At 42.5% G+C, this 25,334-nt stretch carries 22 protein-coding genes and 3 riboswitches; of the genes, 17 read left to right on the top strand and 5 right to left on the bottom strand.

Features of this window, described 5'->3' with window-relative positions:
- Window positions 1-74 precede the first annotated feature (74 nt).
- A riboswitch (cobalamin riboswitch) is annotated at window positions 75-264 on the bottom strand.
- Window positions 265-319: 55 nt separating this feature from the next.
- Window positions 320-421, bottom strand: a riboswitch (SAM riboswitch).
- Window positions 422-581: 160 nt separating this feature from the next.
- Window positions 582-759, top strand: a riboswitch (cobalamin riboswitch).
- Between the two features lie 178 nt (window positions 760-937).
- The 11 genes from G476_RS0118095 (at window position 938) to G476_RS0118035 (ending at window position 16,580) form a co-directional block, all read left to right on the top strand.
- A complete protein-coding gene (locus G476_RS0118095) occupies window positions 938-1,426 on the top strand; it encodes an acyl-CoA thioesterase (RefSeq protein ID WP_026691341.1) in 489 nt (162 codons plus the stop codon).
- Window positions 1,427-1,656: 230 nt separating this feature from the next.
- Window positions 1,657-3,327 (top strand): glycoside hydrolase family 13 protein, encoded by a 1,671-nt coding sequence (locus tag G476_RS0118085; protein WP_026691340.1) that lies wholly within the window; start codon window positions 1,657-1,659, stop codon window positions 3,325-3,327.
- A gap of 399 nt (window positions 3,328-3,726) precedes the next feature.
- On the top strand, window positions 3,727-4,734 hold the full coding sequence (locus G476_RS0118075; RefSeq protein WP_026691339.1) for a LacI family DNA-binding transcriptional regulator: 1,008 nt from the start codon (window positions 3,727-3,729) through the stop codon (window positions 4,732-4,734).
- A 192-nt stretch (window positions 4,735-4,926) separates the two neighbouring features.
- Window positions 4,927-6,270 carry an ABC transporter substrate-binding protein gene (locus G476_RS0118070; protein ID WP_026691338.1) on the top strand — a complete coding sequence of 448 codons (1,344 nt, stop codon included), beginning with the start codon at window positions 4,927-4,929 and terminating at the stop codon, window positions 6,268-6,270.
- Window positions 6,271-6,355: 85 nt separating this feature from the next.
- Window positions 6,356-7,246 carry a carbohydrate ABC transporter permease gene (locus G476_RS0118065; protein WP_026691337.1) on the top strand — a complete coding sequence of 297 codons (891 nt, stop codon included), beginning with the start codon at window positions 6,356-6,358 and terminating at the stop codon, window positions 7,244-7,246.
- A 5-nt stretch (window positions 7,247-7,251) separates the two neighbouring features.
- Window positions 7,252-8,082 carry a carbohydrate ABC transporter permease gene (locus G476_RS0118060; RefSeq protein WP_026691336.1) on the top strand — a complete coding sequence of 277 codons (831 nt, stop codon included), beginning with the start codon at window positions 7,252-7,254 and terminating at the stop codon, window positions 8,080-8,082.
- Between the two features lie 21 nt (window positions 8,083-8,103).
- Entirely contained in the window at window positions 8,104-9,456 is a 1,353-nt protein-coding gene (locus tag G476_RS0118055; protein ID WP_026691335.1) for a GH1 family beta-glucosidase, read from the top strand.
- A 403-nt stretch (window positions 9,457-9,859) separates the two neighbouring features.
- Window positions 9,860-11,194, top strand: coding sequence for a glycoside hydrolase family 30 protein (locus G476_RS0118050; protein ID WP_026691334.1), 1,335 nt, complete (start codon window positions 9,860-9,862; stop codon window positions 11,192-11,194).
- Window positions 11,195-11,212: 18 nt separating this feature from the next.
- The gene (locus G476_RS0118045) at window positions 11,213-14,380 is read left to right on the top strand and encodes a hypothetical protein (protein WP_026691333.1); all 3,168 of its coding nucleotides are present in this window, start codon (window positions 11,213-11,215) and stop codon (window positions 14,378-14,380) included.
- Between the two features lie 29 nt (window positions 14,381-14,409).
- A complete protein-coding gene (locus G476_RS0118040) occupies window positions 14,410-15,027 on the top strand; it encodes a YesL family protein (protein ID WP_026691332.1) in 618 nt (205 codons plus the stop codon).
- Window positions 15,028-15,296: 269 nt separating this feature from the next.
- A complete protein-coding gene (locus G476_RS0118035; protein WP_026691331.1) occupies window positions 15,297-16,580 on the top strand; it encodes a YheC/YheD family endospore coat-associated protein in 1,284 nt (427 codons plus the stop codon).
- 50 nt (window positions 16,581-16,630) lie between these two features.
- Here G476_RS0118035 and G476_RS0118030 read toward each other — a convergent pair whose 3' ends face one another.
- The gene (locus tag G476_RS0118030) at window positions 16,631-17,425 is read right to left on the bottom strand and encodes an SDR family oxidoreductase (protein ID WP_205620307.1); all 795 of its coding nucleotides are present in this window, start codon (window positions 17,423-17,425) and stop codon (window positions 16,631-16,633) included.
- Between the two features lie 327 nt (window positions 17,426-17,752).
- Between G476_RS0118030 and G476_RS0118020 the strand changes: the two genes are divergently transcribed.
- Complete coding sequence (locus G476_RS0118020; RefSeq protein WP_026691328.1) at window positions 17,753-18,466, top strand: MerR family transcriptional regulator; 714 nt, start codon at window positions 17,753-17,755, stop codon at window positions 18,464-18,466.
- An 84-nt stretch (window positions 18,467-18,550) separates the two neighbouring features.
- Here the strand turns inward: G476_RS0118020 and G476_RS0118015 are convergent, their stop codons facing one another.
- The gene (locus tag G476_RS0118015) at window positions 18,551-19,024 is read right to left on the bottom strand and encodes a hypothetical protein (protein WP_026691327.1); all 474 of its coding nucleotides are present in this window, start codon (window positions 19,022-19,024) and stop codon (window positions 18,551-18,553) included.
- A 100-nt stretch (window positions 19,025-19,124) separates the two neighbouring features.
- On the opposite strand from G476_RS0118015, the gene G476_RS0118010 reads away from it, so the two are divergent.
- The 5 genes from G476_RS0118010 to G476_RS0117990 all read left to right on the top strand — a co-directional run bounded on the left by G476_RS0118010 (window position 19,125) and on the right by G476_RS0117990 (window position 23,812).
- Complete coding sequence (locus G476_RS0118010; protein WP_026691326.1) at window positions 19,125-19,604, top strand: DUF456 domain-containing protein; 480 nt, start codon at window positions 19,125-19,127, stop codon at window positions 19,602-19,604.
- Window positions 19,605-19,869: 265 nt separating this feature from the next.
- Window positions 19,870-21,183 carry an ABC transporter substrate-binding protein gene (locus tag G476_RS22425; RefSeq protein WP_051314912.1) on the top strand — a complete coding sequence of 438 codons (1,314 nt, stop codon included), beginning with the start codon at window positions 19,870-19,872 and terminating at the stop codon, window positions 21,181-21,183.
- A 66-nt stretch (window positions 21,184-21,249) separates the two neighbouring features.
- Complete coding sequence (locus G476_RS0118000; RefSeq protein WP_245579695.1) at window positions 21,250-22,215, top strand: carbohydrate ABC transporter permease; 966 nt, start codon at window positions 21,250-21,252, stop codon at window positions 22,213-22,215.
- Window positions 22,216-22,229: 14 nt separating this feature from the next.
- Entirely contained in the window at window positions 22,230-23,054 is an 825-nt protein-coding gene (locus G476_RS0117995; protein ID WP_026691324.1) for a carbohydrate ABC transporter permease, read from the top strand.
- Complete coding sequence (locus tag G476_RS0117990) at window positions 23,051-23,812, top strand: HAD-IA family hydrolase (RefSeq protein WP_026691323.1); 762 nt, start codon at window positions 23,051-23,053, stop codon at window positions 23,810-23,812. The genes G476_RS0117995 and G476_RS0117990 overlap by 4 nt, the downstream gene beginning before the upstream one ends.
- Window positions 23,813-24,074: 262 nt before the next feature.
- On the opposite strand, the gene G476_RS0117985 is transcribed toward G476_RS0117990, so the two are convergent.
- The 3 genes from G476_RS0117985 to G476_RS0117975 are packed head-to-tail and all read right to left on the bottom strand — an operon-like array spanning window position 24,075 to window position 25,149.
- Window positions 24,075-24,284 (bottom strand): hypothetical protein, encoded by a 210-nt coding sequence (locus G476_RS0117985; RefSeq protein ID WP_026691322.1) that lies wholly within the window; start codon window positions 24,282-24,284, stop codon window positions 24,075-24,077.
- A 49-nt stretch (window positions 24,285-24,333) separates the two neighbouring features.
- Complete coding sequence (locus G476_RS0117980; RefSeq protein ID WP_026691321.1) at window positions 24,334-24,705, bottom strand: YhfM domain-containing protein; 372 nt, start codon at window positions 24,703-24,705, stop codon at window positions 24,334-24,336.
- Window positions 24,706-24,726: 21 nt separating this feature from the next.
- Window positions 24,727-25,149, bottom strand: a complete 423-nt coding sequence (locus G476_RS0117975; protein ID WP_026691320.1) for a GNAT family N-acetyltransferase — start codon at window positions 25,147-25,149, stop codon at window positions 24,727-24,729.
- Between the last annotated feature and the right edge of the window lie 185 nt (window positions 25,150-25,334).

Here is a 25,334-nt window from a genome sequence, read left to right as displayed (position 1 = left end):
CACAGGGAATAAACGTCATGAAATAGACAGACGCCACCCTTATCATGTCAACACCTTCCTATTCCTCGTAGGACATAGTGTAAGTTTTACAGGCAGGTCTCCTGACTTATGATCACCGCATTCATGCGCCTTCCCGTCCTCAGACAGTGGCTTCTTGCTGGATGCTCCCATTTACAGTGGCGGGACCGTGCCGGAATTTCACCGGACTTCCCTTTTAAGCTGAACTCATCTTAGGAATTCAGCACCTGTGAAACTACGAATATTTGGTCTTTTAACAAGAAAACCCTCTCAAAGTGAGAGGATTACATTGAAGTGACCTCTCTTATTTCTCAAAGACAATGCTTTGCTGGAATTGGCACCACAATCAATGATCGGTTGCCGGGTTTCATCGGGCCAGTCCCTCCACCACTCTCAATAAGAGTTTGCTATTGGATTGATTACGAGCATACTAGCATGATAATTCTGAAGTGTCAAACAGCTTAGTGGCGTTTTTTACTACTAAGGGATAGTGCGGGCCCGTTTTTTTATAGTTGTCATTTACCTAGCTATGCATTATATTCAAGTAATAACAACAAATAGTAATAATAACCAATATCAATGGTGTCTATTTCGACTTAATAGGGAATCTGGTGCGAATCCAGAACTGTCCCCGCAACTGTAAGTGCTGACGAAATAATCGGATCCACTGTCTTATGACGGGAAGGGATTATTGTAGGATGAAGCGCGAGTCAGGAGACCTGCCATGGATATACGTATGATCTTCTTCGGGAGCTGGGAAGAGATAACGAGGTATGAACGAATCAACAGTTGATAGAACTGTTTTGTTAAAGGTGCCACGTTATTGATAAACCCATCCATTGTGATGGGTTTTTTGTTTGATTTACCAATCTTCCCCTCATGGATGAACAATTCTATTCAATGAAATGAGGAATGAATGATGAGTGAAAGATTACCTGCAAGTGTATCGAGGACAATCCAGACGAAGCTGGTGCTACCTCCGGATACGAATCATCTAGGAACGATTTTTGGTGGCACGATCTTATCTTACATTGATGAAATTGCAGCTATAACGGCAATGAAACACAGTAAAGAAGTGGTTGTAACAGCCTCAATTGATACGGTGAACTTCCTTTCTTCTGCTAAAGTAGGAGATGTGTTGCACTTAGAGGGTGTCGTTATATCAACAGGTCGAACATCTATGGAAGTCTATGTGAAAGTAGAAACCGAAAACTTAAAATCGAGGGAAAAGACAGTCACAACAACAGCGATATTGACCATGGTTGCTGTAGACCAACATGGCAAACCAACACCCGTAAGCGGTGTAGAACCTGAATCAGAGGAAGAGAAAAAGCTATTTCAAAATGCCCAATCCAGAAAAGAGAGAAGAGTAAGGATTAACGAACTTTCAAGTGAGTGGAGGGCGTGATTTTGGGCAAGGTGGCTGCAATGTGGGGACGGTTCTTTTGCTTCTTTTAGAAGCAAAAGAACCGTCCCCACCACGCCCTTTCCAACAAAAGGAACCGAAAAATGAAAACGTTTTACTCGTTAGCATCTACCATTTCGTTGTGTTTCCTGTTATGATATGAGCAAACGGTTTCACAATTCATGCACTGATTTGCACATATAGAAGAAAAGCACGAGACACGGAGGTTTGACATGGAACGAAAATGGTGGAAAGAAGCAGTTGTATATCAAGTTTATCCAAGAAGCTTTATGGATAGTAACGGGGACGGCATCGGAGATCTTAAAGGGATTATGTCCAAGCTCGACTACTTGAAGGACCTTGGCATTGATGTCATTTGGATTTGTCCGATTTATAAATCACCAAACGAAGACAACGGGTATGATATCTCTGATTATAAAGACATTATGGACGAGTTCGGAACGATGGAAGATTTCGACGAACTCCTTAAAGAAGCACATAAACACGATATAAAAATCATCATGGACTTGGTGATCAACCATACGTCCGCTGATCATGAGTGGTTTGTGGAGTCGCGAACAAGCAAAGACAACCCAAAGAGGGATTACTACATTTGGGCGGATCCAAAAGAAGACGGATCTGAGCCAAACAACTGGGAGAGCATCTTTGGAGGCTCTGCTTGGGAATTTGACGAAAAAACAGGTCAATATTACATGCACATCTTTGCCAAAGGGCAGCCCGATTTGAACTGGGAGAATCCGGATGTAAGACGTGACTTGTATGACATGGTTAACTGGTGGCTCGATAAAGGGATTGACGGGTTCCGTGTGGACGCCATTTCCCACATAAAGAAAACACCAGGCTTCCCGGACATGCCAAACCCGGGTGGACATAAATATGTGCCTTCTTTTGCAGGTCATATGAATCAAGAAGGGATTCAAACGTTTCTTGAGGAATTCAAGCGTGAAACGCTCGATCACTACGATGTGATGACAGTCGGAGAAGCGAACGGGGTTACGATTGATGACGCACACCTTTGGGTTGGAGAAGAGAGTGGGAAGTTCAACATGGTTTTCCAATTTGAATCTCTTGATCTTTGGGGGAAAGAAACGGACACAGGAATTGACTTGCCAGCCTTTAAAGCAAGCTACACCAGATGGCAAAAAGGATTGGATGGTGTGGGTTGGAACGCATTGTTCCTTGAGAATCACGACGTTCCTCGCTCCGTTTCCACACTTGGTGACGACAAATCTTATTGGAATGAATCGTCAAAAGCCCTTGCCACTTTGTACTTCCTTATGCAAGGGACGCCGTTTATTTACCAAGGGCAAGAAATTGGGATGACGAATGTGCAGTTCAATTCGATCGATGATTATGACGATGTGGATGCTCACAACTTGTATAAAAACTTGACTGCAGAAGGAAAGTTGCACGAAGAGATCATGCGCATTATCTGGAAGCGTGGGCGTGACAACTCCAGAACGCCGATGCAGTGGAGCAACGAAGAAAACGCCGGCTTTACGACAGGCAAGCCGTGGATGAAAATGAACCCGAATTACTTAACCATTAACGTAGAAGAACAGATGGAAGACGAGAATTCGGTGTATCACTACTATAAGAACCTCATTCGCCTTCGTAAAAACTACGATGCCCTTCTTTACGGGTCGTACGAGATTCTATTGCCAGATCACGAAGACATCTACGCCTATACTCGTAGCGTGGAAGGAGAGACGATTCTTGTGGTCACCAACCTATCAGGAGAAGTGATTCCATTTGAATTGTCAGAAGACGAGCAGTATACGAGTGCTGAAAAGCTGTTCGGTAACTATGAAACAGTAGGAGAGCTAGACATCAACCGCTTCAACCTTAAGCCATACGAAGCAGCTGTGTTTTTAGTGAAATAATGGGGACGGTTCTTCCGCTTCTTTCGAGAAGTGGAAGAACCGTTTTTTATTTTTGCTGTCAAAGCGTTTTTCTATAATATGGAACATACAAACATCTTCCTTTGGTATAATCAATTAGGATGGGTGATAAGGCTTGTTTTCGAAAGAATCATATAGCGCTGGTATCTCTTAAGACTCTCGAAGTAAATGAAAAATACCCATGTGTATAGGATGGTTTTCGTAGCGAGAGTATGAATATTTACGAAAAACGTTGGTTTTTAACCACCCTTAGACCTATTTTCAACAAGAATGTGAAAACTTAAAAAAATAACAAAAAAAGGTTTGACGGCTACACAAACCTGGGCTATACTAATTACGAAAGCACACGAAAGCGCTTTCGTTGATGGGAGATAAGCTAACATGGCAACGATTTATGATATAGCCAAAAAGACTGGATTTTCGATTACAACAGTATCGAAAGCGTTGAACAATTATACTGATGTAAGCGAAAAAACAAAGAAGGTCATCTTGGAAGCGGTCGATGAACTCGGCTACTATCCAAACTCGATTGCACGGTCGTTGACGACGAAAAAGTCGTGGACGCTTGGCGTAATCTTTGTTGAAGATTTAAACGTAGGAATGAAGCATCCGTTCTTTAGCGCCGTCATTGAAAGTTTTAAGAAACAAGTAGAATCTTTAGGGTATGATTTGATCTTTTTAAGCCGAAACATCGGCCGTGAAAAGAAGAGCTACTTGGATCATGCGCTGCACCGTGGGGTAGACGGAGTGATTGTGGTTTGTTCGAATTATGAGGACAACGAAACCCAAATGCTCATTGAATCCTCATTGCCAAGCGTGGTTGTGGATTTACACAGTGATACATCAAGTGTCGTTTACAGCGATAACTATCAAGGAAGTGTCCTAGCCGTTAGGCATTTGCATTCTCTTGGACACCGAAAAATTGCCCACATTAGTGGGGTTGAGCAAACCTTTGCTGGACTTGAGCGTCTAAGAGGCTACCAAGATACTGTGAAGCAACTCAAGCTTGATATTCCTGAAGGGTACGTAGTAGACGGTGGTTTTTTCTCTTACGATGGCGGTTACGACGCCATGAAAGAACTTCTCGATCATCGCGATCGACCGACTGCTGTCTATGTTGCAGGGGATGATATGGCATTAGGTGCCATGAAAGCGTGTAGAGACATGAACGTAGCGGTTCCTGCCGATGTTTCGGTTGTCGGTTTTGATGATATAGAAGTAGCGAAACATGTAACACCAGCATTAACAACGATCCGACAAGATACCGACTTGATTGGGAGAAAAGCGTCGGAGCTTCTTGTAAATCAGATTAATTCAAGCACCAAAAACGACCATGCCATTAAAGTGCCGGTCGCACTGGTTGAGCGAGAGTCTACTAAGGGTATCTAAGCCTTTCGTAGACTTCTCGAAAATTTTTTACAGAAATCGAAAGCGCTTTAGTATTTTAGTAGTCAAGGGTTGAGGGATTCAGGGGGATTTCTATAGCAAAGTCGGGGGAGCTGATTTTATTTTCGGCATCGCCGAAAGCGCTTTAGATATAAATGGTTTTTTACCATAAAAATGATAAGGGTGGGATTTACGATGAAGAAAGCGTTATCATTGTCATTCGTTTCATTGTTGGCTCTTGGCGTGGTTGCCGGCTGTAACAATGATGAAAGTTCTGCAAATGAAGAGGGTAGCTCAGGTTCAGGAAGTGGCGAGAAGCTAACGGTTTGGTCCTTTACGGATGAGCTTGAAGAGCCAATTCAAGTGTTTGAAGAGCGTCACGGGGTAGAGATTGACCTTACTATTATTCCAATTGAGGATTATCCAACACGTTTACGTCCGGTATTACAAAACGGAACCGGAGCTCCTGACGTATTTACAGGAGAATTGGCTTTCATTAAAGACTGGGTTGAACAAGACTACTGGGAAGACCTTAGTCAAGAGCCTTACAATGTAGAAGATCTTGAAGGTGACTACGTCGATTACGTATTTGATATGGGTCGTAACTCTGAAGGCGCTGTTAAAGCTCTTTCTTGGCAAACGACTCCAGGCGGTATCTTCTATAGAAGAAGCATTGCTGAAGAAGTACTAGGTACAGACGATCCTGCTGAAATCGGTGAGCGTTTCTCTACGATGGACGGATTGTTTGAAGTAGGGGAAGAGCTTAAAGCTGCTGGTTACCGTTTATTCCCTGATGAAGGTGCGGTTCGCTGGTTTGCACAAGGCGACAACCCACAACCATGGGTTGACGAAAACGATGAGTTAATCGTAACAGAAGAGCGTTTGAACCACTTCGACTTTGCAAAAGAGCTTCGCGATAAAGACTTGACGGCTTTCGCTCCTGAATGGTCTCCTGCTTGGTTCGCAGCTATGGACGGTCCAATTAACTACAACGCTGGTTGGGACGAAGTTGACGAAGGCGCTTCTAACGAAGTGGAAGTATTCTCTTATGCACTACCAACATGGGGACTTCACAGCGTATTGAAGACAAACGTTGAAGAAACAGATGGCGACTGGGCAGTAACAAACGGTCCATCACCTTACTTCTGGGGTGGAACTTGGCTTGGAATTTACAGCGGATCTGACAACAAAGATCTTGCTTGGGAATTTGTAAAAATGATGACGCACGAAGAAGAGTTCTTAACGGATTGGGCTCTTGACACTGGTGATGTTCTTTCTTACCTTCCTGTAACTGAAAAAATTAAAGATGAGTTCCAAGATGAGTTCTTAGCTGGACAAAACAACTACACGTTCTTCTTAGATGAAGCGCAATCCATCGACGCTGACACGGTTACTCGTTACGATCAGCAAATCGATACATTGTTTGGAAACGCTGTAAGTGATTACGTTGAAGGCGTTCGTACAAAAGAAGAAGCGGTTGATGAGTTTTACAACTTAGTTAAAAATGCATACCCACACATTACAGTACCAAACGAGTAAAGGTTGACCGAAAACTAGCATCCTGAGAAGGGGAGGTGATTGTTGCCTCCCCTTTTATACAAGAGAGAGATGGAAGGTGTCTTAAATGAAGAAGCTGGATAACTATGGATACATGTTCATCGTCCCGTTTTTTATCGTGTTTATTACGTTTACAATTTATCCGATTCTCCTGACGTTTTACTACAGTTTCACGAACTATAACGGAATGGGAGATCCTGAATTCATCGGGCTTGCGAACTATAGCCGTTTACTGACGGACTCTTATTTTTACAGTGCGTTTTACAACACCATGTACATATGGGGGATTAACTTCTTCTTCCAATTGTCCATAGCGTTGCTGTTGGCGATTTTGTTTTCGGATATTCGTTTGAAAATGCGAGGACTTAACTTTTTCAGAGCTGTATTTTACTTACCGAACTTGATTACAATTGCGTCTGTTGCTTTGTTATTTGGTATTTTACTAGGTTGGCACCACGGAACGATCAATCATTTATTAATGGATTTAGGCATTATTTCTAGTCCGATCAACTGGTTAAACGATCCGACAACCGCCAGATGGTCTGTTGGTCTTATCGGAGCGTGGATGTGGTTTGGACATACATTTATTATCTTAATGGCCGGAATCTCAGGGATTTCAAAAGATTACTTTGAAGCGGCCCTTATTGATGGGGCAAACCGTTGGCAAACGCTTGTGAAAATTACGTTGCCACTTCTTAAACCAATCATGCTTTACGTGTTAATCACGTCTTTAATCGGTGGTTTGCAAATTTTCGACTTGCCGATGTTGATTACTGATGGTACCGGAGCACCTCAGGGCTCGTTAAATACAATGGTTCTTTACTTGTACAACCAAGCGTTCCGTTATGATAACTACGGATACGCAGCTGCAGTGGCTTACGGATTGTTTATTATCACTGTTATTTTCTCCGTAATCACGTTCAAATCGATGTATAGAAGTAACGTAAAAGAGGGGTGACCATCATGAAGAAAAACAACATCGTAAAAGGGATTTTGTATGCTGTTTTAGTGCTACTTGTGATTATAAGCTTTATCCCGTTTTATATGATGATCGTGAATGCAACCCGTACAAATTCCGAGATTCTTCAGCAGGGGTTCACGTTAATACCGGGAACCGCGCTTATGCAAAACTATGACACTTTGATTCAATACATGAATTTATGGCGAGGGTTTGCCAACAGTTTGTTTGTTGCTGTATCAGTAACGTTGTTGAGCTCGTACTTTAGTGCCCTTACAGCGTTCGGGTTCGCTGTTTATAAGTTTAAAGGTAAGAACTTTTTATTCATCTTGATGTTGGTCCTCATGATGGTTCCAGGTCAGCTAGGGTTAATCGGATTCTTCGACTTAGTCCGTGTTATGGGCTTACTCGACACGTATATTCCATTGATTATTCCACCAATTGCTGCACCATTTGTGGTGTTCTTCCTTCGTCAGTACTTGATGACGGTTATGCACCCATCTTTATTGGAAGCGGCTAGAATTGATGGAGCCGGTGAGATCAAAATTTTCCACAAAATCGGCTTACCGATCATGATGCCGGCAGTTGCGACAATGGCCATCTTTACATTCATCGGATCATGGAACAACTACATCTTGCCGTTAGTTGTCTTGTTCAGTCCAGAAAAGTATACGTTGCCTGTTATGATGGGCGCATTGAGAGGGTCTCAAGTAGCAGAAAACTTAGGATCCATGTATTTAGGAATCGCGATTTCGGTAGTACCAATTATGGTTGCGTTCCTATTCCTCTCCAAATACATCATTAGTAGTATTTCAGCAGGAGCAGTAAAAGAATAAATTACAAAAGGAGTGGTCCTTGTGTCCAAGTTTTCTAAGGACTTTGTGTTCGGAACAGCAACATCTTCATACCAGATCGAAGGAGGATACGATCAAGGCGGGCGATCGTTATCCATCTGGGATACATTCTCTGAAACACCGGGGAAGGTATGGAACGACGATCACGGTCAAGTAGCGTGTGATCACTTTAACCGCTACAAAGAAGACATTCAGCTAATTAAAGAGCTCGGTGTTGGCTCGTATCGTTTTTCCATTGCGTGGCCAAGAATTTTCCCTGAACAAGGGGTTTATAACGAAGAAGGAATGGACTTTTACCGTTCCATTATTCAAGAGTTAATCAAACAAGGAATAAAACCTGTTGTGACCCTTTATCACTGGGACCTTCCAATGTGGGCATACAACAAGGGTGGATGGGTGAATCGTGAATCAGTGGATTGGTTCTTGGAATTCGCTGAAGTGTGTTTCCGCGAACTTGATCCTTACGTTGAGTCTTGGATTACCCATAACGAGCCATGGTGTGCGAGCTTCTTGAGCTACCATATGGGACACCATGCTCCAGGTCACCGAAACATTGAAGAAGGGGTGAAGGCGGCTCACCACATTTTACTTTCCCATGGTAAAGCCGTTGAGCTTCTAAAAAAGGACCTAGGTTCAAAGACGCCGATCGGAATTACGTTGAACTTAACGCCAGTGTATGCGCCGACAACGTCTACAAACGACAAGATTGCCATTAATAACGCAGATGGCTATACGAATCGTTGGTTCTTAGATCCATTATTTAAAGGTGCGTATCCAATGGATATGATGAACTTGTTCTCCTCTTATATTCATGACTACAGCTTTATTCATGAAGGAGATCTGGCAACGATTTCAGTCGAGTGTGATTTCTTCGGGATCAACTACTACAATCGTAGCCTAGTAGAATTTGCAGGAAGTGAGAAGTTCCTTTTCACTGACGCTCATTCGGACTATGACAAAACAGGCATGGGCTGGGACGTATCTCCTCAGGAATTCAAGGAGCTCATCTATCGCCTACGCATGGAATATACGAAGCTGCCAATCTTCATTACAGAGAACGGTTCTGCTTATGATGACGTGTTGGAAGAGGACGGATCGGTTCACGACAAAGAACGAACGGCCTATATGGAAAAGCATATTCAAGCAGTTTGTGAACTTGAAAACGAAGGCATGAACATTGCGGGCTACTACCTCTGGTCTTTACTAGACAACTTTGAGTGGGCATTTGGTTATGAAAAACGGTTCGGCATTTTCTACGTGGACTTTAATACACAACAACGGTACTGGAAAGATAGTGCCAAACGATATAAAGAAATCGTAGCCAATCGTTCCGTACAAAAACAAGCAGTGAAGTAAGAGCAAGTATTGAAAACGTTCGAACGTTAACGTTTTCAATACTTGCGAAGCAATGAGCGTAACGGTTGCCTGTTTTGAAAGCCTGATACGAGTGGGTTTCTCGTAACAGGCGCGCAACCGATTGGAGCCATTGCCATCAAATAAAGGTATTGAAAACGTTCGAACGTTAACGTTTTCAATACTTGCGAAGCAATGAGCGTAACGGTTGCCTGTTTTGAAAGCCTGATACGAGTGGGTTTCTCGTAACAGGCGCGCAACCGAGTGGAGCCATTGCCATTCAAATAAAGGCACTAGAAAAAAAAGTAAATTTTTACCTTTTTCTAGTGCCTATTAAAGAGAGGGCACTGAAAAAGTTCGGACTTCAACTTTTTCAATGCCTTCAAAAGTGTTGGAGGCGAATTGCATGAAGAAGACCATTCGAGTCATTGAATCTGTGAAAGATCAAGAGCAGCTGTGGGTAGAAAATGAGGTTGTTTGTGAAGAAAAGAGCAACTCAAGTGCTCATCACGTGACAGTTGATCCATCAATTGAATACCAAGAATGGATGGGGTTTGGTGGAGCCTTCACAGAAGCGGCAGCATATAGCTTATCTCAAGTATCTTCGTCCCATAGAGAAGATATTGTGAAGGCGTACTTTAATAAAAACACAGGTCTAGGTTATACACTTGGCCGTACGCACATTCATAGTTGCGACTTTGCTCTTGGTAATTATACGTATGTGGAGGATGGGGACACGTCTCTTGATTCTTTTTCCATTGAACGAGAGCGCGAACTTGTTATTCCGTTTATTAAAGACGCGGTTAAAGAAGCAAAAGAAGAGCTGACCCTCTTGTCGTCTCCTTGGAGCCCTCCGGCTTGGATGAAAACAAACGGAGAAATGAACCACGGAGGAAAGCTCAAGCCCGAGTTTCGTGACGTGTGGGCCAACTACTATGTAAAATACATCGAAGCGATGGAACAAGAAGGCATCCCGATCTGGGGCGTGAGCATTCAAAACGAACCAGCAGCAAAGCAAGTGTGGGATTCTTGTTTGTATACTGCAGAAGAAGAGCGAGACTTCATTAAAGATCATTTAGGTCCGACGTTTGAAAAGAACGGCCTACAAGACAAGAAGATCGTTATTTGGGACCACAACCGTGATATTATCGTTGAACGAGCGGAAACAGTATTGTCTGATCCTGATGCGGCCAAATACGTATGGGGGACAGGGAACCACTGGTACGTTTCCGAAGAGTTCGAGAATTTGGGGATCGTTCACGAGAAATTCCCTGACAAACACCTGTTGTTTACAGAAGGATGTATTGAAGGGGGCGTACAACTCGGTGCGTGGCACACAGGAGAGCGCTATGCAAGAAACATCATTGGAGACATGAACAACTGGCTTGAAGGGTTCATTGATTGGAACTTGGTCCTAAATGAAGAGGGTGGACCAAACCACGTAGGAAACTATTGTGACGCACCGATCATTGTGGACACGAAAGAAGACCAGGTTCATTACAATAGTTCGTACTATATGATTGGTCATTTTAGTAAATACATTAAACCTCTGGCAAAGCGCGTTCACCTCGACTCGAATGTCGAAGGATTGTCCATGACGGCATTTAAAAACAAAGACAATTCAACCGTTATGGTTGTGTTAAATGAAAGCGAAGAAGAGAAATCATTCACGATCAACATGGAAGGCACTTCAGCCGATGTTGTTGTAAAACCAAGATCCATTGCAACCTACATCATGTGAGGACAAGGAGTTGACATCATGCAAAACGTAACGAAACAAGCACCATTTCAAATGAATAACTACCAACAAAAGCCACCATTTTCTAGCTTTTTGCCTGGTATTGCAGGTGTTCACGGGGTACCAATGTGGGTATTTTATGTAAACCGAGGACAAGGAATTGCGAGCTTTGGTGTACAAGATAAAGATCACGCCATTCTCGAGTTCCTTCCTGCGGATAAATCGTATCAACATACGAGAGTGCAAGGGTTCCGTACGTTTTTAAACATCCACCGAGGTGAAGAAACTACATTTCTAGAGCCGTTTTCAACCCCTCAAACGAAGGCGAAAGAAACGATGGAAATGGCTGAGAATACGCTCTCGTTAACGTACGATCACCCGACTGAAGGTGTTCAACTCTCCGTTGAGTACTTCATTTTACCTGAATCTCCATTAGCCGGACTCGTTCGTCACGTGCGTATTAAGAATACGTCCGATCAAACGATTCGCCTCGAAGCCCTTGACGGGTTGCCTGCGATCATGCCAAGTGGCGTATCCAATCAGGCTTACAAAGAACTGGGGAATACAATCAAAAGCTGGTTTGATGTAGGAAACCGTGAAAGCGGCGTTCCATTCTATACGCTTAGAGGAAGTATGGAAGATACGGCTGAAGTAAAAGACGTTCACGAAGGAAACTTCTTCATGAGTCATGTGGTGTACCGAGGTGAAGACAAGCGCGTAACTCCTTTTGTTGACCGAGACGTGGTGTTCGGCGATGACTCTTCCCTATTTACCCCCCTTACGTTTATGAACAAAGGGATTTCTCACATGGAAACAGAAGACCAGACTACAACGAATAAAGTTTCTGGCGGCTTTTCACCTGTAGATGTAGAGCTTAACCCGGGTGAAGAAGTGGAGCTCATGACCGTTGTTGGACAAGCCACCTCTGTTGGTAAAGTGAATGAGTTCGCTGAAGCCGTAACGGTGGCTCGAGTAAAAGAGCTAAAAGAAAAAGCGTCGGATATGACAAACGGATTGACCGAAGCTGTGAAGACGAGCACAGGCGTTTCTCGTTTTGATGCTTACACTCGCCAAAGCTACTTGGATAACGGCCTTCGTGGTGGATTCCCTCACGTGTTTGAGAAAGACGGAGAGAGAAAGATCTACTACTTGTATTCTCGTAAACACGGTGATTTGGAGCGCGACTACAACTTCTTCTCTTTAAGTCCGACCTATTATTCTCAAGGGAACGGGAACTACCGCGATATGAACCAAAACCGTCGTTGTGACGTTCTTCTTAACCCTAAAGTGGAAGATTACAACGTGAAGATGTTTATGAACCTGATTCAGTTGGACGGATACAATCCGTTAGCTGTTCAAGGGGTTCGCTTTACGCTTGAGCGTCTTGCTGATGTTGATTTTGGCTCTTACTTGGAAAAAGAAGATGTATCGTCTGTTCAAGACTTCTTAAGCGATTCATTTACACCAGGTGAGCTGATGCACTTCCTTGAAGACAAAGGGATCGAGATTAAAGGTGCCTTTGACGACTTCTTAACCGATGTTGTAACGAAGTCTGAAGAAAGCTTCCAAGCAACATTTGGAGAAGGCTTCTGGATGGACCACTGGACGTACAACTTGGATTTAATCGATAGCTACTTGAGCATTTATCCGGATAAAGAAGCTTCATTCTTCTTTAATCGTGGGTATCGCTTTTTTGAAAGCCCAGTAAGGATAAACAAGCGAGCGGATACGTACACCCTTGAAAACGGAAAGCTCCGTCAATACAATGCCATTGCCCATGACGAGGCGAAAATGGCAGAGGCGAAGAAGAACAATGGTGTTCTCTGGATTCAAACGGAGTACGGTAAAGGATCGGTCTACGAAACGAGCCTTTATGGGAAGCTTATGCTTCTTTCATTGGTGAAAACAGCCACTATTGCACCTCAAGGATTAGGTGTGGAGATGGAAGCCGGAAAGCCTGGATGGAATGACTCCTTAAATGGCTTACCAGGTATGCTTGGGGCGAGTACGTCCGAGTTGTTTGAAGTGGACCGCTTGTTAGGTATGCTTCTGAAGGTGGAAGCGGACGAAATGATCAGCTTGCCTGTGGAGGCTGCTGAGTTCCTCACGAGTGTAGCAGACGAGATCGAACGTGCAGAAAAAGCAGGAGAGTCTTTCGTTGATCTCGAGCGTTGGAACCGTATCTCTACCTTAAGAGAGACGTATCGTGAAACGATTTACGCTGGTATCAGTGGTGAAGAAACGACCTTTACGATGGATCAAGCCCGCGGATTCTTGACGCTGTTGAAAAAACGAGTGGAAGAAGGAATCAAAAACGTGACGTCCTTCGGAGACCCGCTACCTCCAACCTACTTCTACTTTGAGCCGAAAGAGGAGCTTACTGAGCTACCGGTCGTTGAAGAGCTTGTTTTAGAGCCACGTCCGGTCGCACCGTTCCTTGAAGGAATTGTGAAGTCACTCAAAGTGTGTGGTGATGAAGCGCGTGCGAAGGAGATTTATGAAGGGGTTCGTGCCTCGGAGATTTTCGATCGCAAGCTGAAGATGTATAAAACATCGGCACCGATTAAAGATGAACCAAATGAGCTCGGAAGGGTCAAAGCGTTTACGCCAGGTTGGCTTGAAAATGAATCAATCTTTTTGCACATGGAATATAAATACTTGTACGCCATGCTGAAGGCTGGTTTGGTTGCAGAATTCTTCAACGATATCAACACGACGATGGTTCCGTTCTTAGATCCAGATGTGTACGGAAGAAGTACGCTTGAGAACTCTTCGTTCCTTGCAAGTAGTGCAAACCCGGATCCAAAGCTTCACGGTCGCGGATTTGTTTCCAGATTGAGCGGATCAACGGTGGAACATTTGTCAATTTGGTTTACAATGATGGTAGGAGGTCGTCCGTTCCGTATGGAAGGGGAAGAGCTTACGTGCAAACTGGCTCCTTCATTACCAGGGTGGATGTTCAATGAAGAAGGCCATGTATCGTTTACGTTCTTAGGTAACACGAACGTGAAATATATCAACGAAACTAAATCAGATACGTATGGCAAAGATAGCGTGAAGCCTCAATTGATTGAAGTCGTATGGGTGGATGGAACGGTCGAGGAAGTGGAAGCAGACAGCCTCAAAGGACCATTAGCAGTCGCTCTACGTAACGGAGAAATCAAACAGGTGACTGTTCATCTAAGATAAAGCAAGAGAGAACGAGGAAGGTGATTGGAATGTCTGGGAATGTAGTTGTAGACAAAATCGTACAATCGTTAGATGTGTTTGTGAGGGTCGTGTTCCTCAATGGATTGTGGCTTTTGTTTACCGTACTGGGCTTAGGAGTGCTGGGTATTTTTCCTGCAACAGCGGCACTGTTGGCTGTAATCAGAAAGTGGTTAATGGATGGAATGGGGATTCCCCTCATGAAAACCTTCGCGAAAAGCTACAAAAAAGAGTTTTTGAAAGCGAACGTGTACGGATATTTGATTGTGCTTTATGCATGGATCTTGTTCATTAATTATCAGTACATGATGCTTGCTGATGGTGTTCTTCAGCTCGTGTTGGTGGTTGGTTTTATCGCGACAAGTACGCTCTTTCTTTTAACAGTTACATTCCTATTTCCTTCTCTCGTCCACTTTGACTTGCGTTTCTTGGAGTACTTGAAGTTCTCTTTTCTACTAGGTGTGACGAAGTTTTATCTACCGATCCTTGTTGGGGTCGGACTTACACTCATATATCATAGTGCTCTTTACTTTCCGGGCATTACGATGTGGTTTTTACCAAGCGCCATTGGTTTTGTGGTCATGGCGCTGACGTACCAAGGGTTGAAACGGATGCCTGTTGGGGCATAGGTGGGGACGGTTCTTACGCTTTTTTCGAGAAGCGAAGAACCGTCTTTTTTTCGTTTGCCTCCTAAGTCAGGTAACGTCTGGGTTCAAGTCAATAGGATTGAAGTATAGGCGACAAATCTGATTCGATCATTGTCGTAGTGCTTAAGTGAAGATGAAATCTAAGATCATAGATACCCGGAGATGTTTGACATTGTTGTGTAGACTATCCGCTCCTGACCGTTTCTTTTTACTTGTACGTTCATTGTATAAAGTAGAAGGGAGTGGTCGTATTGTTTGTCACGATCGGTTCAACAAACAAAGCGAACATAGTGGTTGTTTCAAGAGAGATTTTTGATCATTTCGGCTTCTTGGATAACGAAGTCATCCAGGTGCAGATAGGAGCGCTGCAAGTAGATGTTCATATTGAGAAGTCTAGTCAAGTAAACGAAGCGGATGTTTTATTACCTGCACCTCTTATGAGGATCAATCTGCCTGAGTTTGTAAAGTATGAGCTGAAGTATAATGAGGGTGTTCTCAACATAGGCCCTCTTGTGGGTGTTTTAATTTCAAAACGAACCGTTAGTAGGCTAAAAAATTCGAGTTATCGATCAATATGGGAAGCCCCCGTGAAAGAATTCATTGAAGAAAGTGGACTTGTCTATTTGTTCAGTGAAGAAGGAATTAACTTCAAAAGCAAGACTGTTAAGGGGTTTTATTATGATGGTGGGTGGAAAGAAGAGGTTCTTCCAATGCCAAGTGCAATTTTTAGACGAGCGGAAGTCAAAAAGAAAACCATTCGTAGACTAAAAAAAGCAACCAAAGGCAAGGTGTTTAATTCATTTACGATGAACAAATGGAAACTTTATAAATCCCTTAAAAAAGAGGGGTTTAACAAAACTCCCGAAACTGTTTTTTTGTCTGAATTGAGTCAAGTAGCTTCGATGATTGATAGACACCATTCCATTTATTTAAAACCTATGAACGCGAACTTCGGGCTCGGTTGTTTTAACTTGTTCAAAACAGAGGAAGGGTATGGATTAATTACCTTTAGAGGTGTAAAGCATACAAGTGAAACGTTAGATGAACTGTTGAAGGTGTTTCAACGTCAAAAGTTGCGTAAAAGGTACATTCTTCAACAAAGTGTTCAATCATATTTGGGGAACAAACTTATTGATCATCGAGTTATCCTTCAAAAGAACGAACATAAAAAATGGGTGAATACCGGCATTGTCTCAAGGGTCGGTTTGCGAGGGATGATAATTACTAACGCTGTGTCGGGTCTATATTACGGGCTCGAAGGCATTCAGGAAAGCCTTGGATTAGATGTGGATGAAACAAAAGCTTTATACGAAAAACTCGTTACAACTTGCATTTGCGCTTGTGAAATTGTTGAATCCAAAGGTAGGCATGTAGGTGATGTAGGGATCGATGTTATTATTGATGCAAATTTGAATATATGGATTTTGGAGATCAACTCCATGCAGACCTATAAACTTGTGACAAGAGCAAAATCCGAAATTAAACACAGAATCTTATCAACACCACTGAAATATTTGAGAGCACTGGCAAGGTAGGAACGGTTCTCTTGTTTCTTTTTAGAAACGAAAGAACCGTCTTTTAGTGTTTAGAGTAGGGACTCTGCACCGTCGATGAAGAGCTCTGTACCTGTGATGTGTCTGGATGCTTCTGATGCGAGAAAGAGAATAAGATCGGCTACTTCCTCCGGTTTGCCCGGGCGGTGCTCCAATGGCTGATTGCCTCCCTCGGGGTATTCCACGGGGATTTTTATCTTTTTTAGCTCTTCGTTTTCAGGGTGTGTATTTTCGCCGATGTTTGTTTGGATTGCCCCGGGACAGATGATGTTCACTCGTATGTGATATTTGGCTAATTCAAGGGCTGCCATTTTTCCGAACGCCATTTGTCCTGCTTTTGATGTGCTATAAGCGGAGAAGCCGAAATTGGAGAACACTCGGTTTCCGTTTATGGAGCTCGTTATGATTATGCTACCTCCATCTTTTTTTAGATGAGGGATGGCGTGTTTTACAGTGAGGAAGGTGCTTTTTAGGTTCGTATCGATGGTTTGAGTCCAATCGTTTACGTCCATATCTTCAATCGGAGTGATTCTTCCGTTCACGCCGGCGTTGGCAAAGATGACGTCGAGCCTACCGAAACGTTTAATAAGCTGATCGTAACATTGCTCGATCTCGTCTTCTTTGGACACATCTGTTTCAATCACCATGACGTCCCCGCCGATCGCTTCGATTTCTTCTTTTGTATCCTTTGCATCCTCTTCTTTGAGGTCTGCGAGTACGATCTTCGCTCCTGCTCGAGCAAGGTGGATGGCTGATGCCTTTCCAATGCCTGAGCCACCTCCTGTGACGAGTGCTACCCGTCCATGTAACTGTTCGTTTCTAATCATCTGATTCAGCTCCTTATCTATTGTTGAGAACATTAGTGGAGCTATTCCCTAATTTGAAAGAAAGTAACGTAGTGGAGGTGGAGGAGGGGAGTGGGGTTTGTGAGGAAGCGACATCAAAGCGATATGTTCAAAAAAACGAAATCACATCAAAAGAACGGTAAGGTAATGAGAATATTGCTGCCCGATACAGGCGATCCGTATCGCATACGAGATGAGAAAAAGCAGGTGAGGTGTTTGTTTGCAAATTGTTTTGTATCGCATGCGATATACCCTTGCAAAATAGTCTGAAAACCTTCATATTAAGAAGTAACAAGGAGGTTCGACGATATGCGACACGATATACAAGCAAATGAACGGTCTTATACGACAAAGGAAGTGGCGGAAGAAGTAGGGATCGCCACACCTACAGTACGGAAGTATGGTCAGATCTTGGAACGCAACGGCTATGAATTTTTTAAAGATCGGGACCGCCGGATCTTTGTACAAACAGACATTGATGCACTCGTAGCGATACGCGATACGGACAAGCCTTTAGACGAGATTGCAAAAGATCTTGTAGCGGATCAAAAAGAACGGTTGGCAAACTATCAGACCACGGACGTAGCGATACCCGATACATACAACAACCTGCCTCAAGATCCAACTCAGCTAAAGGAATCGATCATGTTTTTGGCTAAGGAGCTTGCGGCAACACGGGAAGCGAATATGGAACTAGCACAAGGAATGGCGAACTTAAAATCGACCGTCTCCCAGCTTCAGCAGGATCACCATGTGATCAGTTCCGCGATCGGAAACTCTTCGCAGAAAACCCAGTCTAACATCCAAAAATTAACCAATCAGCAAAAGGAGCATTACGAGTCTCTTCTTGAGCAGGAGAAGGAAAAGAGCGACATGCTCCACAAAGAACTTCAAGCGATACGTGAACAGCAGGAGAAGGAGTGGCGTTCGCAAAACGAATTCAACGAACGGTTGGAAATGGCAGTGCAAAAGCAAAAGCCTAAAGGGGCGATCGGAAAGCTAGTGTCTCTGTTTCAAAAATAATCGGACAACGAAAAGACATGGAGAACCGGATCCATGTCTTTTTTTGCATTGGATGAGTAATGCCTCTATCCTGTCCACATTGCTCTACCACTCTTCATGCTTCACTTCAATCACATTGTCTTCTTGATCATAAAACATGACGTAAGCACCATCATCAAGAGCTAAAGCCAGGTCTGTTTCTTCAGTGTACACATACATGGAGTAAACATACCCGCTGTTAGCGTCGATGCCAATTACACTCTCTTCGGTTCCATCCAATGTCAGGTTAGATACAATTTGGATCATAGTAGGATGAACGACTTCGTACAATGAATAGTCCCTAGTATTCTCACGATTGAGAAGGGCGAAATGGTCTCCATGCTCTGTTTGAAAGAGGTGACCACTCATGGCGTACCCTTCCTCTTCTGCATGATGTGTCACGGTTTGTTTTGTATCATTCGTATCTTGAGAGCTTGGCGACTGGACTTCATCTTCGGTTTCCATCGGCTCATCTCCATTGGTGCATCCTATGAGGAACAGAGTAACAGTGAGCAAAGCTAATACATGCTTCGGACTCATAACATCAATCCTCCCATTTACTTACCTGTTACCCTCCTGTGATTTGATTAAAAACTCTTATATCGGGTAAAATCTACAAAACGAACATGAGGGAGAAACGATGGACACTTTACTTTGGATTGTTATTATTGGATTTTTCTTATTGAGTTTTGTGGGACTTATTTATCCGGTCATCCCGGGGATTTTGATGGTCTGGCTCGGTTTCTTTACCTATCAATTCTTTCTAGGATCATTGGGTTTTTGGTCGTGGGGAAGCCTGATCGTTCTCACAGTGTTGATCTTCGCAGCGGACTTTGTGGCAAATATGTATTTTGTGGAGAGAAGAGGCGGATCAAAATGGGGTGGAAGGATGGCGATTGTCGGACTTATTGTCGGCGCTTTTGTGGTCCCACCTTTTGGAATCATCATCGTGCCCTTTGTGTTGGTGTTCATCACAGAGTATGTCATTAGAAATGACGTAAATGCAGCCTTGAAGATTGGCACAGGAACGGTCTTTGCGTTTCTGTCGAGCACGGTTGCCAAGTTTATTATCCAAGTTACGATTATGATTGTGTTCTTTTTGGATGTTTGGTTTTTTTAAAATCCCTCGAATTTGATTTCGAGGGATTTTTTTGTGCCTAAATATTTGATCCGATTTTAAAAGAAAATTTGGTGTAGTGTGTGGTGGTTGTAGTTGTGGCAATAGATTTAGTAAAAGAATAATTGAAATATTAGGTCGGTAAAATACATTTTATATTGACTGTATATTTCATTTAGATATAATAGGTTTGAGAAGAGTTTAAAAATTCGTACTTTTTTAATTAGTTTACTAATGCTTGAAATAAAAAAGAGTGAGGTGGATTTTTATGAAAAGAGCTTTGTTATATTTCTCTATTTCTGCAATATGTTTGGCTATGGTTGCTTGTAGTGCTCCAGAAGAAGAAAGTAGCACTGACGGAGGGGCAAATGAGAGTGAATCTGCAACAGGAGCTGATGAAGAGGTTGAATTGGAAATGTATAGTTGGCGTTCTGAAGATCGTAGTGCTTACGAAACCATTATAGAGGCTTTTGAAGAAGAGCACCCCAACATTTCAATTTCTTTTAGACCTTTCGATTCCTCGGAGTACAACACGATTTTAACAAATGCGTTAGTATCGGGATCCGGTCCTGATATCGTTCAATTAAGACCATACAGTGGTGCTGAAACCATCGCCGATAATGGTTACCTGGTAAACTTGGACGACATTGAAGGGTTGGATAATATTAACGATGACTACTTGAATGCTGCAAGAGGAAGTGACGAAAGCTTATACGGAATCCCATTATCTTTAAATGCTGGTGTGATTTTTTATAACCAAGATCTTTTTGATGAATATGGTGTTGATGTACCTGGTACTTATGAAGAGTTTGTAGCTGCCAGTGAAACCTTCCTTGAAAATGATATTGTTCCTGTGGCTCAGGGTGGGCGCTTGGCGTATCTTCTCTCCATGTTACACGGTGTAATGTCTCCTTCTGTTTATGGAGGGAACGAGTTTGTTGAAGAAGTAACTAGCGGCGAGGCGGACTTAACGGATGAGAGGTTACTATCATCACTTGAAAGAATGGAAGAGTTGGAGCGTTTCTTTCCACAAGATTTTATTGCTTTAGACGATAACGATGCGCAAGCGATCTTTTATGCAGAAGAAGCAGCTATGTATATTAACGGAGATTACAGAATAGGGACTTTTGAAAGTAATATTCCTGATATGAACCTCGGTGTTATTCCGGGCTTGCAGCTTGATGAAGGCGGAGAGACTCCTGTAATGACATGGGTAGATGGCTCTTATGGTGTCGTTGACGGAACGGGGAATGAAGAAGCAGCGTTAAAGTTCATGGAATTTATGGCTACTCCTGAATTTGGTCAATTATTTACTGATAACCTTAACCGTGTCAGTGCAGTCGATGGTGTGAATCCTGAACATGATTTGGTGCAACAAATTGCACAGGCAGCAGAGGAAAGTTCGACACCTTACTTAATGCTTGTACACTTTGGTACGGGTTCTCCTACAACCAAGACCGTTTTTGAAGACTCCTTACAAGGCATGTATTTAGATGAGATCACAAAAGAAGATGTATTGGAAGATTCTCAACAAAACGCTGAGAGAGCTGAAGAAGAGGAACCGGAAGATTTAGATGAATAATGGGTTCTACAAAAAAACGAATACACAGCCTTCGAGGCTGTGTATTCCACTTTAAGGAGTAAACTTATGGAAACGGAGATGAAGGTTAACAGAAATACAACTGCTAAGACAGTTAAAAAGAAAAAGAAGGGTAAGTATAAAAAGCATTTGGTACACTTGTTTTTACTTCCTGCTGTTCTCCTCTACGGGGTATTTCAACTTTTTCCTTTGATTACAGCAGCACTGAACAGTTTCTATTCATGGAATGGCTTTACGAGAGATTCGTTTGTAGGTGTAGACAATTTCATAACACTTTTTACTCAGGATCCTTATCGACAGTTCTTTTTTAATGCGTTTCAACATAACTGGATTTATTTCTTTGTGACTGTACTTACTCAGCTGGTCATTGCATTTATATTAGCCGTTATTATCTATGGAAGTGTTAAGGGGAAAGCATTTTTTAAAGCGGCATTCTTCTTACCAAAACTTCTATCAGTCATTGTTATTGGTTTTCTTTTCAGTCTTATATTAAACCCGACCAGGGGAGCGTTAAATACGTTGCTTGAAACAATTGGATTGGGAATGCTGGCCCGTCCTTGGCTTGGGAGTACTGACACTGCATTATACAGTATCATCTTTGTAGATAGTTGGGCGTCCATAGGGTTTACGATGCTGATTTTCTTAGCAGGGTTACAAGCTATTGATTCTGAGGTATTTGAAGCAGCTAGGATAGATGGAGCGAATCGCTTTGTATTAACAACGAGGATTATGCTTCCCCTCATGTTACCTTCTGTAATGGTTATGTCCGTTCTAACCTTTATCAGTTCCTTCGAGGCTTTCGAATATGTATTTGCTATGCAAGGGTCATCTGGAGGACCCTACTATTCAACAGATGTTCTAGCTGTATTCTTTTATAGGTTAGCCTTTGGAACAGTAGATGGAGGACAAGCAGTAGGGGTGGGTTCAGCACTTGCTGTAGTATTATTCTTCATTATTGCGGTTGCAACGTCAATCATATTACTTTACTTCAAGAGAAAAGATTTTGATAGGTAAGGAGGAGAGCCAAGATGAGGGAAACACCGCTTGTACAAGGCATTAAATATACAACACTATTTTTCTTCACTTTTATTTTTCTGTATCCGATTTTTTTAATGATTGTTTCATCATTTAAGACTAATATGGAGATCTTTACTTCTCCTCTAAGTTTACCGGAGTCTTTAACGTTCGAGAATTACGTGGAAGTTTGGAATGTTGTTCGTTTTTCAGATTATATATGGAATAGCATTTTCGTAAGTGGTATGTCTGTTTTTATTGTTTTATTTGTCTCTTCAATGGCCGGCTACTATTTGTCGCGGTATTCATTTAAATGGAATGGGTTTATATTATTCTTTTTCATGATCGGTTTGATGTTGCCTATGAAGTTGGCTATCATTCCTCTCTATATTTTGATGCTAAACTTGAATTTAGTTGATACGTTGTGGGCTCTTATTTTTACTTACGTGGCAGGAGGAATTCCATTTGCCGTATTCATCTTTTATGGCTTTTTCAGAACTGTCCCTAGGGCAATCGAAGAATCTGCAAAGTTAGACGGGTGTAATGAATTCCAAGTCTATTATCGAATTGTTTTGCCTATCATGAAGCCCGCTATATCGATCGTTGGTATTGTAAATCTCGTAAACGTATGGAATGATTTCTTTTTCCCGCTCATCTTTATTCGAACGGACAGTCTATCTACGATCCCGTTAGGCATGCTGACCTTGTTTGGTGAGTATGATACACAATGGAACTTGCTCTTTGCTGGATTGACGATCTCATCTCTACCGATGATCATTGCTTTCTTATTTGCATCACGAACATTTATGGAAGGACTAACTTCGGGGGCTACAAAATGACAAAAAAACAATGGATTACCTTTGACTTGGATGGGACGTTAATGCAAAACCCATTCGGAAAATATGTATTTCCGGAAATCAATAAAGAGGTGAATAGGCTTCTTGAAAAAGAAGAAGATGTTACGAAACTGCTCGTTTCTACTCACCAGGAATTAATGAAACAGGGAAAAGTAAAAGAGGCATACGATTGGGACGAAATTTTGAAGTGGCATATTACTCAGATGAAATTGGAGCTTGCCATTAATATTGAGGAGCTTGTGATCAAGCACTCTGTTCACCCGAAAGTTTATAAGCTAGAAGAAGATATTGTTAAGACGTTGAATGTATTAAAAGAAAAGGGGTACCACTTGGCAGTCCTCACAAACGGCTATTATAAATACCAAGCTCCGGTTTTAAAAGAGATAGGGATCTATGATGTCTTTGATGAGATCATTACACCTGACAGAGTGGGGACAAGTAAGCCTGATCCGGCGATGCTCGAGCCGTTGCTTCAAACAGGCGACGTTGTTCTTCATGTGGGCGATCGGATTGATCACGATGTGACGATTTCAAGCCGGTTGGGTATTCCGTCAGCCCTGATTCATTTTTCTTTACCTGAACCGCTGTTAACTCTTTCTTCAAGTGAAAGGGTTGTTTCGGGGAAAGAACTTTTCAAATCGTTGCATGCTAAAGAAACAAAGGTGGATAGTGATGATAGTGAGGTTCTGGCACCAACACATGTCATCCAATCGATTAAAGAGTTAGATAGAATCTTATAAGTGGAAAAATCCTTCCGTAATGGGTTCACTTTAAAGGTACAAACAAAGTCAAAGAGGCTGGGACAGAAGTGAAAGTGATGGGGTGAAATCTGAACAAATGTATGCGGTGCAACTAAACCGCTATTGAAAAATACTTTGCTTTAATAACGAATTGTTCGGACTCTACTTTTAACACTTTTTTTATGTCCCAGCCTGTTTTTGTGATATCTCTGTTTTACTCTTCAAAACGAGTGTGTTGAAATCGACATTACTAGGATCTCGCTTATTTCCACTTCTTAAACAAGTCAAAAAGACTGAACGATGTCTTCTTGTAAACCTTGTTGTAAGCGGCTTTCTTCGGATTTTTTACCCACCCAATACCTTTTTTGCCGTAGCCTGGTGAGACTGTACTCTTCAAGGCCCGCTTTGCTCTTCCGGTCGTGCGGGCTTTGAGAGACTTCTTAATACTAGGTTTTCGAATGCCTATTTTCATAACGTTCCTCCTTTTTACGTTCCTTTACTTGTGGAGCTCCTCGCTGGCCTCAATCAATCTCATGTTTACTCAACCACTCGTTGACCTGACTTGCTGAATCGGACGTAAGCTGGTAAATCGTATGGGTATCTTTCGTATTACTAACCGTCCCATTTTCTGGACTCGTCCACAAAAAATAGCTATCGTCTCCCATCTCCATCTTATAATCAGGATCAACCATATCTACGTTCCCACTCTGTTTCTTTGCTCCGTTCACTGCTTTTTTAAAGATTTCGATGTCTTCTTCATCTGTAATCACCACAGTGAAATCATCATTTATTTCGCTAAAGCTGTTCATCTCGTATAGAGTCACTTCATCGACTTTCCCGCCACAGGCAGACAGGATAAGGATAAATAAAAGAAGTACCGTGGTCTTTCTCAAAAGAAAACCTCCTCTCACGTTTTACAGCTCTTTCTTCAAATAATAGTGTGTAAAGTCCCGTCCCACGCCATCGATCTTTCCAAAAACGAGATAGTCGTGCTTTTCATAAAAGCCGAGTGCTTGGAAGCTGAGCGTATCCACTTTGATGAAATCACAGTCTTTCTCTAAGGCGATCTGTTCGATCTTCTGCAAAAGCTTCGTCCCATAGCCCGACCTCCGTAGTTCTGCATCCACCATCAAGGTGTCGATCTCCAGCCAATTCCAGCACACGGCTGCTAAAATACCGCCCTTCACATTCCCCTCCTCATCTTTAAGCACCAGGTTGATCTGTTCATACCGATCTCTTAAATCACTCGGGAAGTGAGCGAGGTTATAGTAAAAAAGCTGATCATTTACATGTTGAATGTCTTCTTTGCTTTCCGTTTTTGAGATGGCAATTTTCATCTTGTTCTCCTTCTAACTTCGTTAATAGACTTCATTTCCATATTTCTCTATCCATCTTTCGATTTCCTTCTATTAAGATCATTCGTTTTTATGAAGAAATTTGTAGTTTTGAGGCTTTAGTAGGAAGGAGGAACCCTGAAAATAGTAGAATTATCCAGATGTTTCTATTTCAGGTGTTACGGGGA

Origin of the sequence: Alteribacter aurantiacus DSM 18675 (assembly GCF_000429705.1) — a bacterium.
Taxonomy (GTDB): domain Bacteria; phylum Bacillota; class Bacilli; order Bacillales; family Salisediminibacteriaceae; genus Alteribacter; species Alteribacter aurantiacus.
The sequence above is the reverse complement of the archived record's forward strand: the minus strand, read 5'-3'. Positions and strand labels throughout refer to the sequence as shown.

Coding starts and splice junctions, on each gene's coding strand:
- G476_RS0118095 (WP_026691341.1), top strand. CDS start 938: ATGAGTGAAAGATTACCTGCAAGTGTATCGAGGACAATCCAGACGAAG.
- G476_RS0118085 (WP_026691340.1), top strand. CDS start 1,657: ATGGAACGAAAATGGTGGAAAGAAGCAGTTGTATATCAAGTTTATCCA.
- G476_RS0118075 (WP_026691339.1), top strand. CDS start 3,727: ATGGCAACGATTTATGATATAGCCAAAAAGACTGGATTTTCGATTACA.
- G476_RS0118070 (WP_026691338.1), top strand. CDS start 4,927: ATGAAGAAAGCGTTATCATTGTCATTCGTTTCATTGTTGGCTCTTGGC.
- G476_RS0118065 (WP_026691337.1), top strand. CDS start 6,356: ATGAAGAAGCTGGATAACTATGGATACATGTTCATCGTCCCGTTTTTT.
- G476_RS0118060 (WP_026691336.1), top strand. CDS start 7,252: ATGAAGAAAAACAACATCGTAAAAGGGATTTTGTATGCTGTTTTAGTG.
- G476_RS0118050 (WP_026691334.1), top strand. CDS start 9,860: ATGAAGAAGACCATTCGAGTCATTGAATCTGTGAAAGATCAAGAGCAG.
- G476_RS0118045 (WP_026691333.1), top strand. CDS start 11,213: ATGCAAAACGTAACGAAACAAGCACCATTTCAAATGAATAACTACCAA.
- G476_RS0118040 (WP_026691332.1), top strand. CDS start 14,410: ATGTCTGGGAATGTAGTTGTAGACAAAATCGTACAATCGTTAGATGTG.
- G476_RS0118030 (WP_205620307.1), bottom strand. CDS start 17,425: ATGATTAGAAACGAACAGTTACATGGACGGGTAGCACTCGTCACAGGA.
- G476_RS0118020 (WP_026691328.1), top strand. CDS start 17,753: ATGCGACACGATATACAAGCAAATGAACGGTCTTATACGACAAAGGAA.
- G476_RS0118015 (WP_026691327.1), bottom strand. CDS start 19,024: ATGAGTCCGAAGCATGTATTAGCTTTGCTCACTGTTACTCTGTTCCTC.
- G476_RS0118010 (WP_026691326.1), top strand. CDS start 19,125: ATGGACACTTTACTTTGGATTGTTATTATTGGATTTTTCTTATTGAGT.
- G476_RS22425 (WP_051314912.1), top strand. CDS start 19,870: ATGAAAAGAGCTTTGTTATATTTCTCTATTTCTGCAATATGTTTGGCT.
- G476_RS0118000 (WP_245579695.1), top strand. CDS start 21,250: ATGGAAACGGAGATGAAGGTTAACAGAAATACAACTGCTAAGACAGTT.
- G476_RS0117995 (WP_026691324.1), top strand. CDS start 22,230: ATGAGGGAAACACCGCTTGTACAAGGCATTAAATATACAACACTATTT.
- G476_RS0117990 (WP_026691323.1), top strand. CDS start 23,051: ATGACAAAAAAACAATGGATTACCTTTGACTTGGATGGGACGTTAATG.
- G476_RS0117985 (WP_026691322.1), bottom strand. CDS start 24,284: ATGAAAATAGGCATTCGAAAACCTAGTATTAAGAAGTCTCTCAAAGCC.
- G476_RS0117975 (WP_026691320.1), bottom strand. CDS start 25,149: ATGAAAATTGCCATCTCAAAAACGGAAAGCAAAGAAGACATTCAACAT.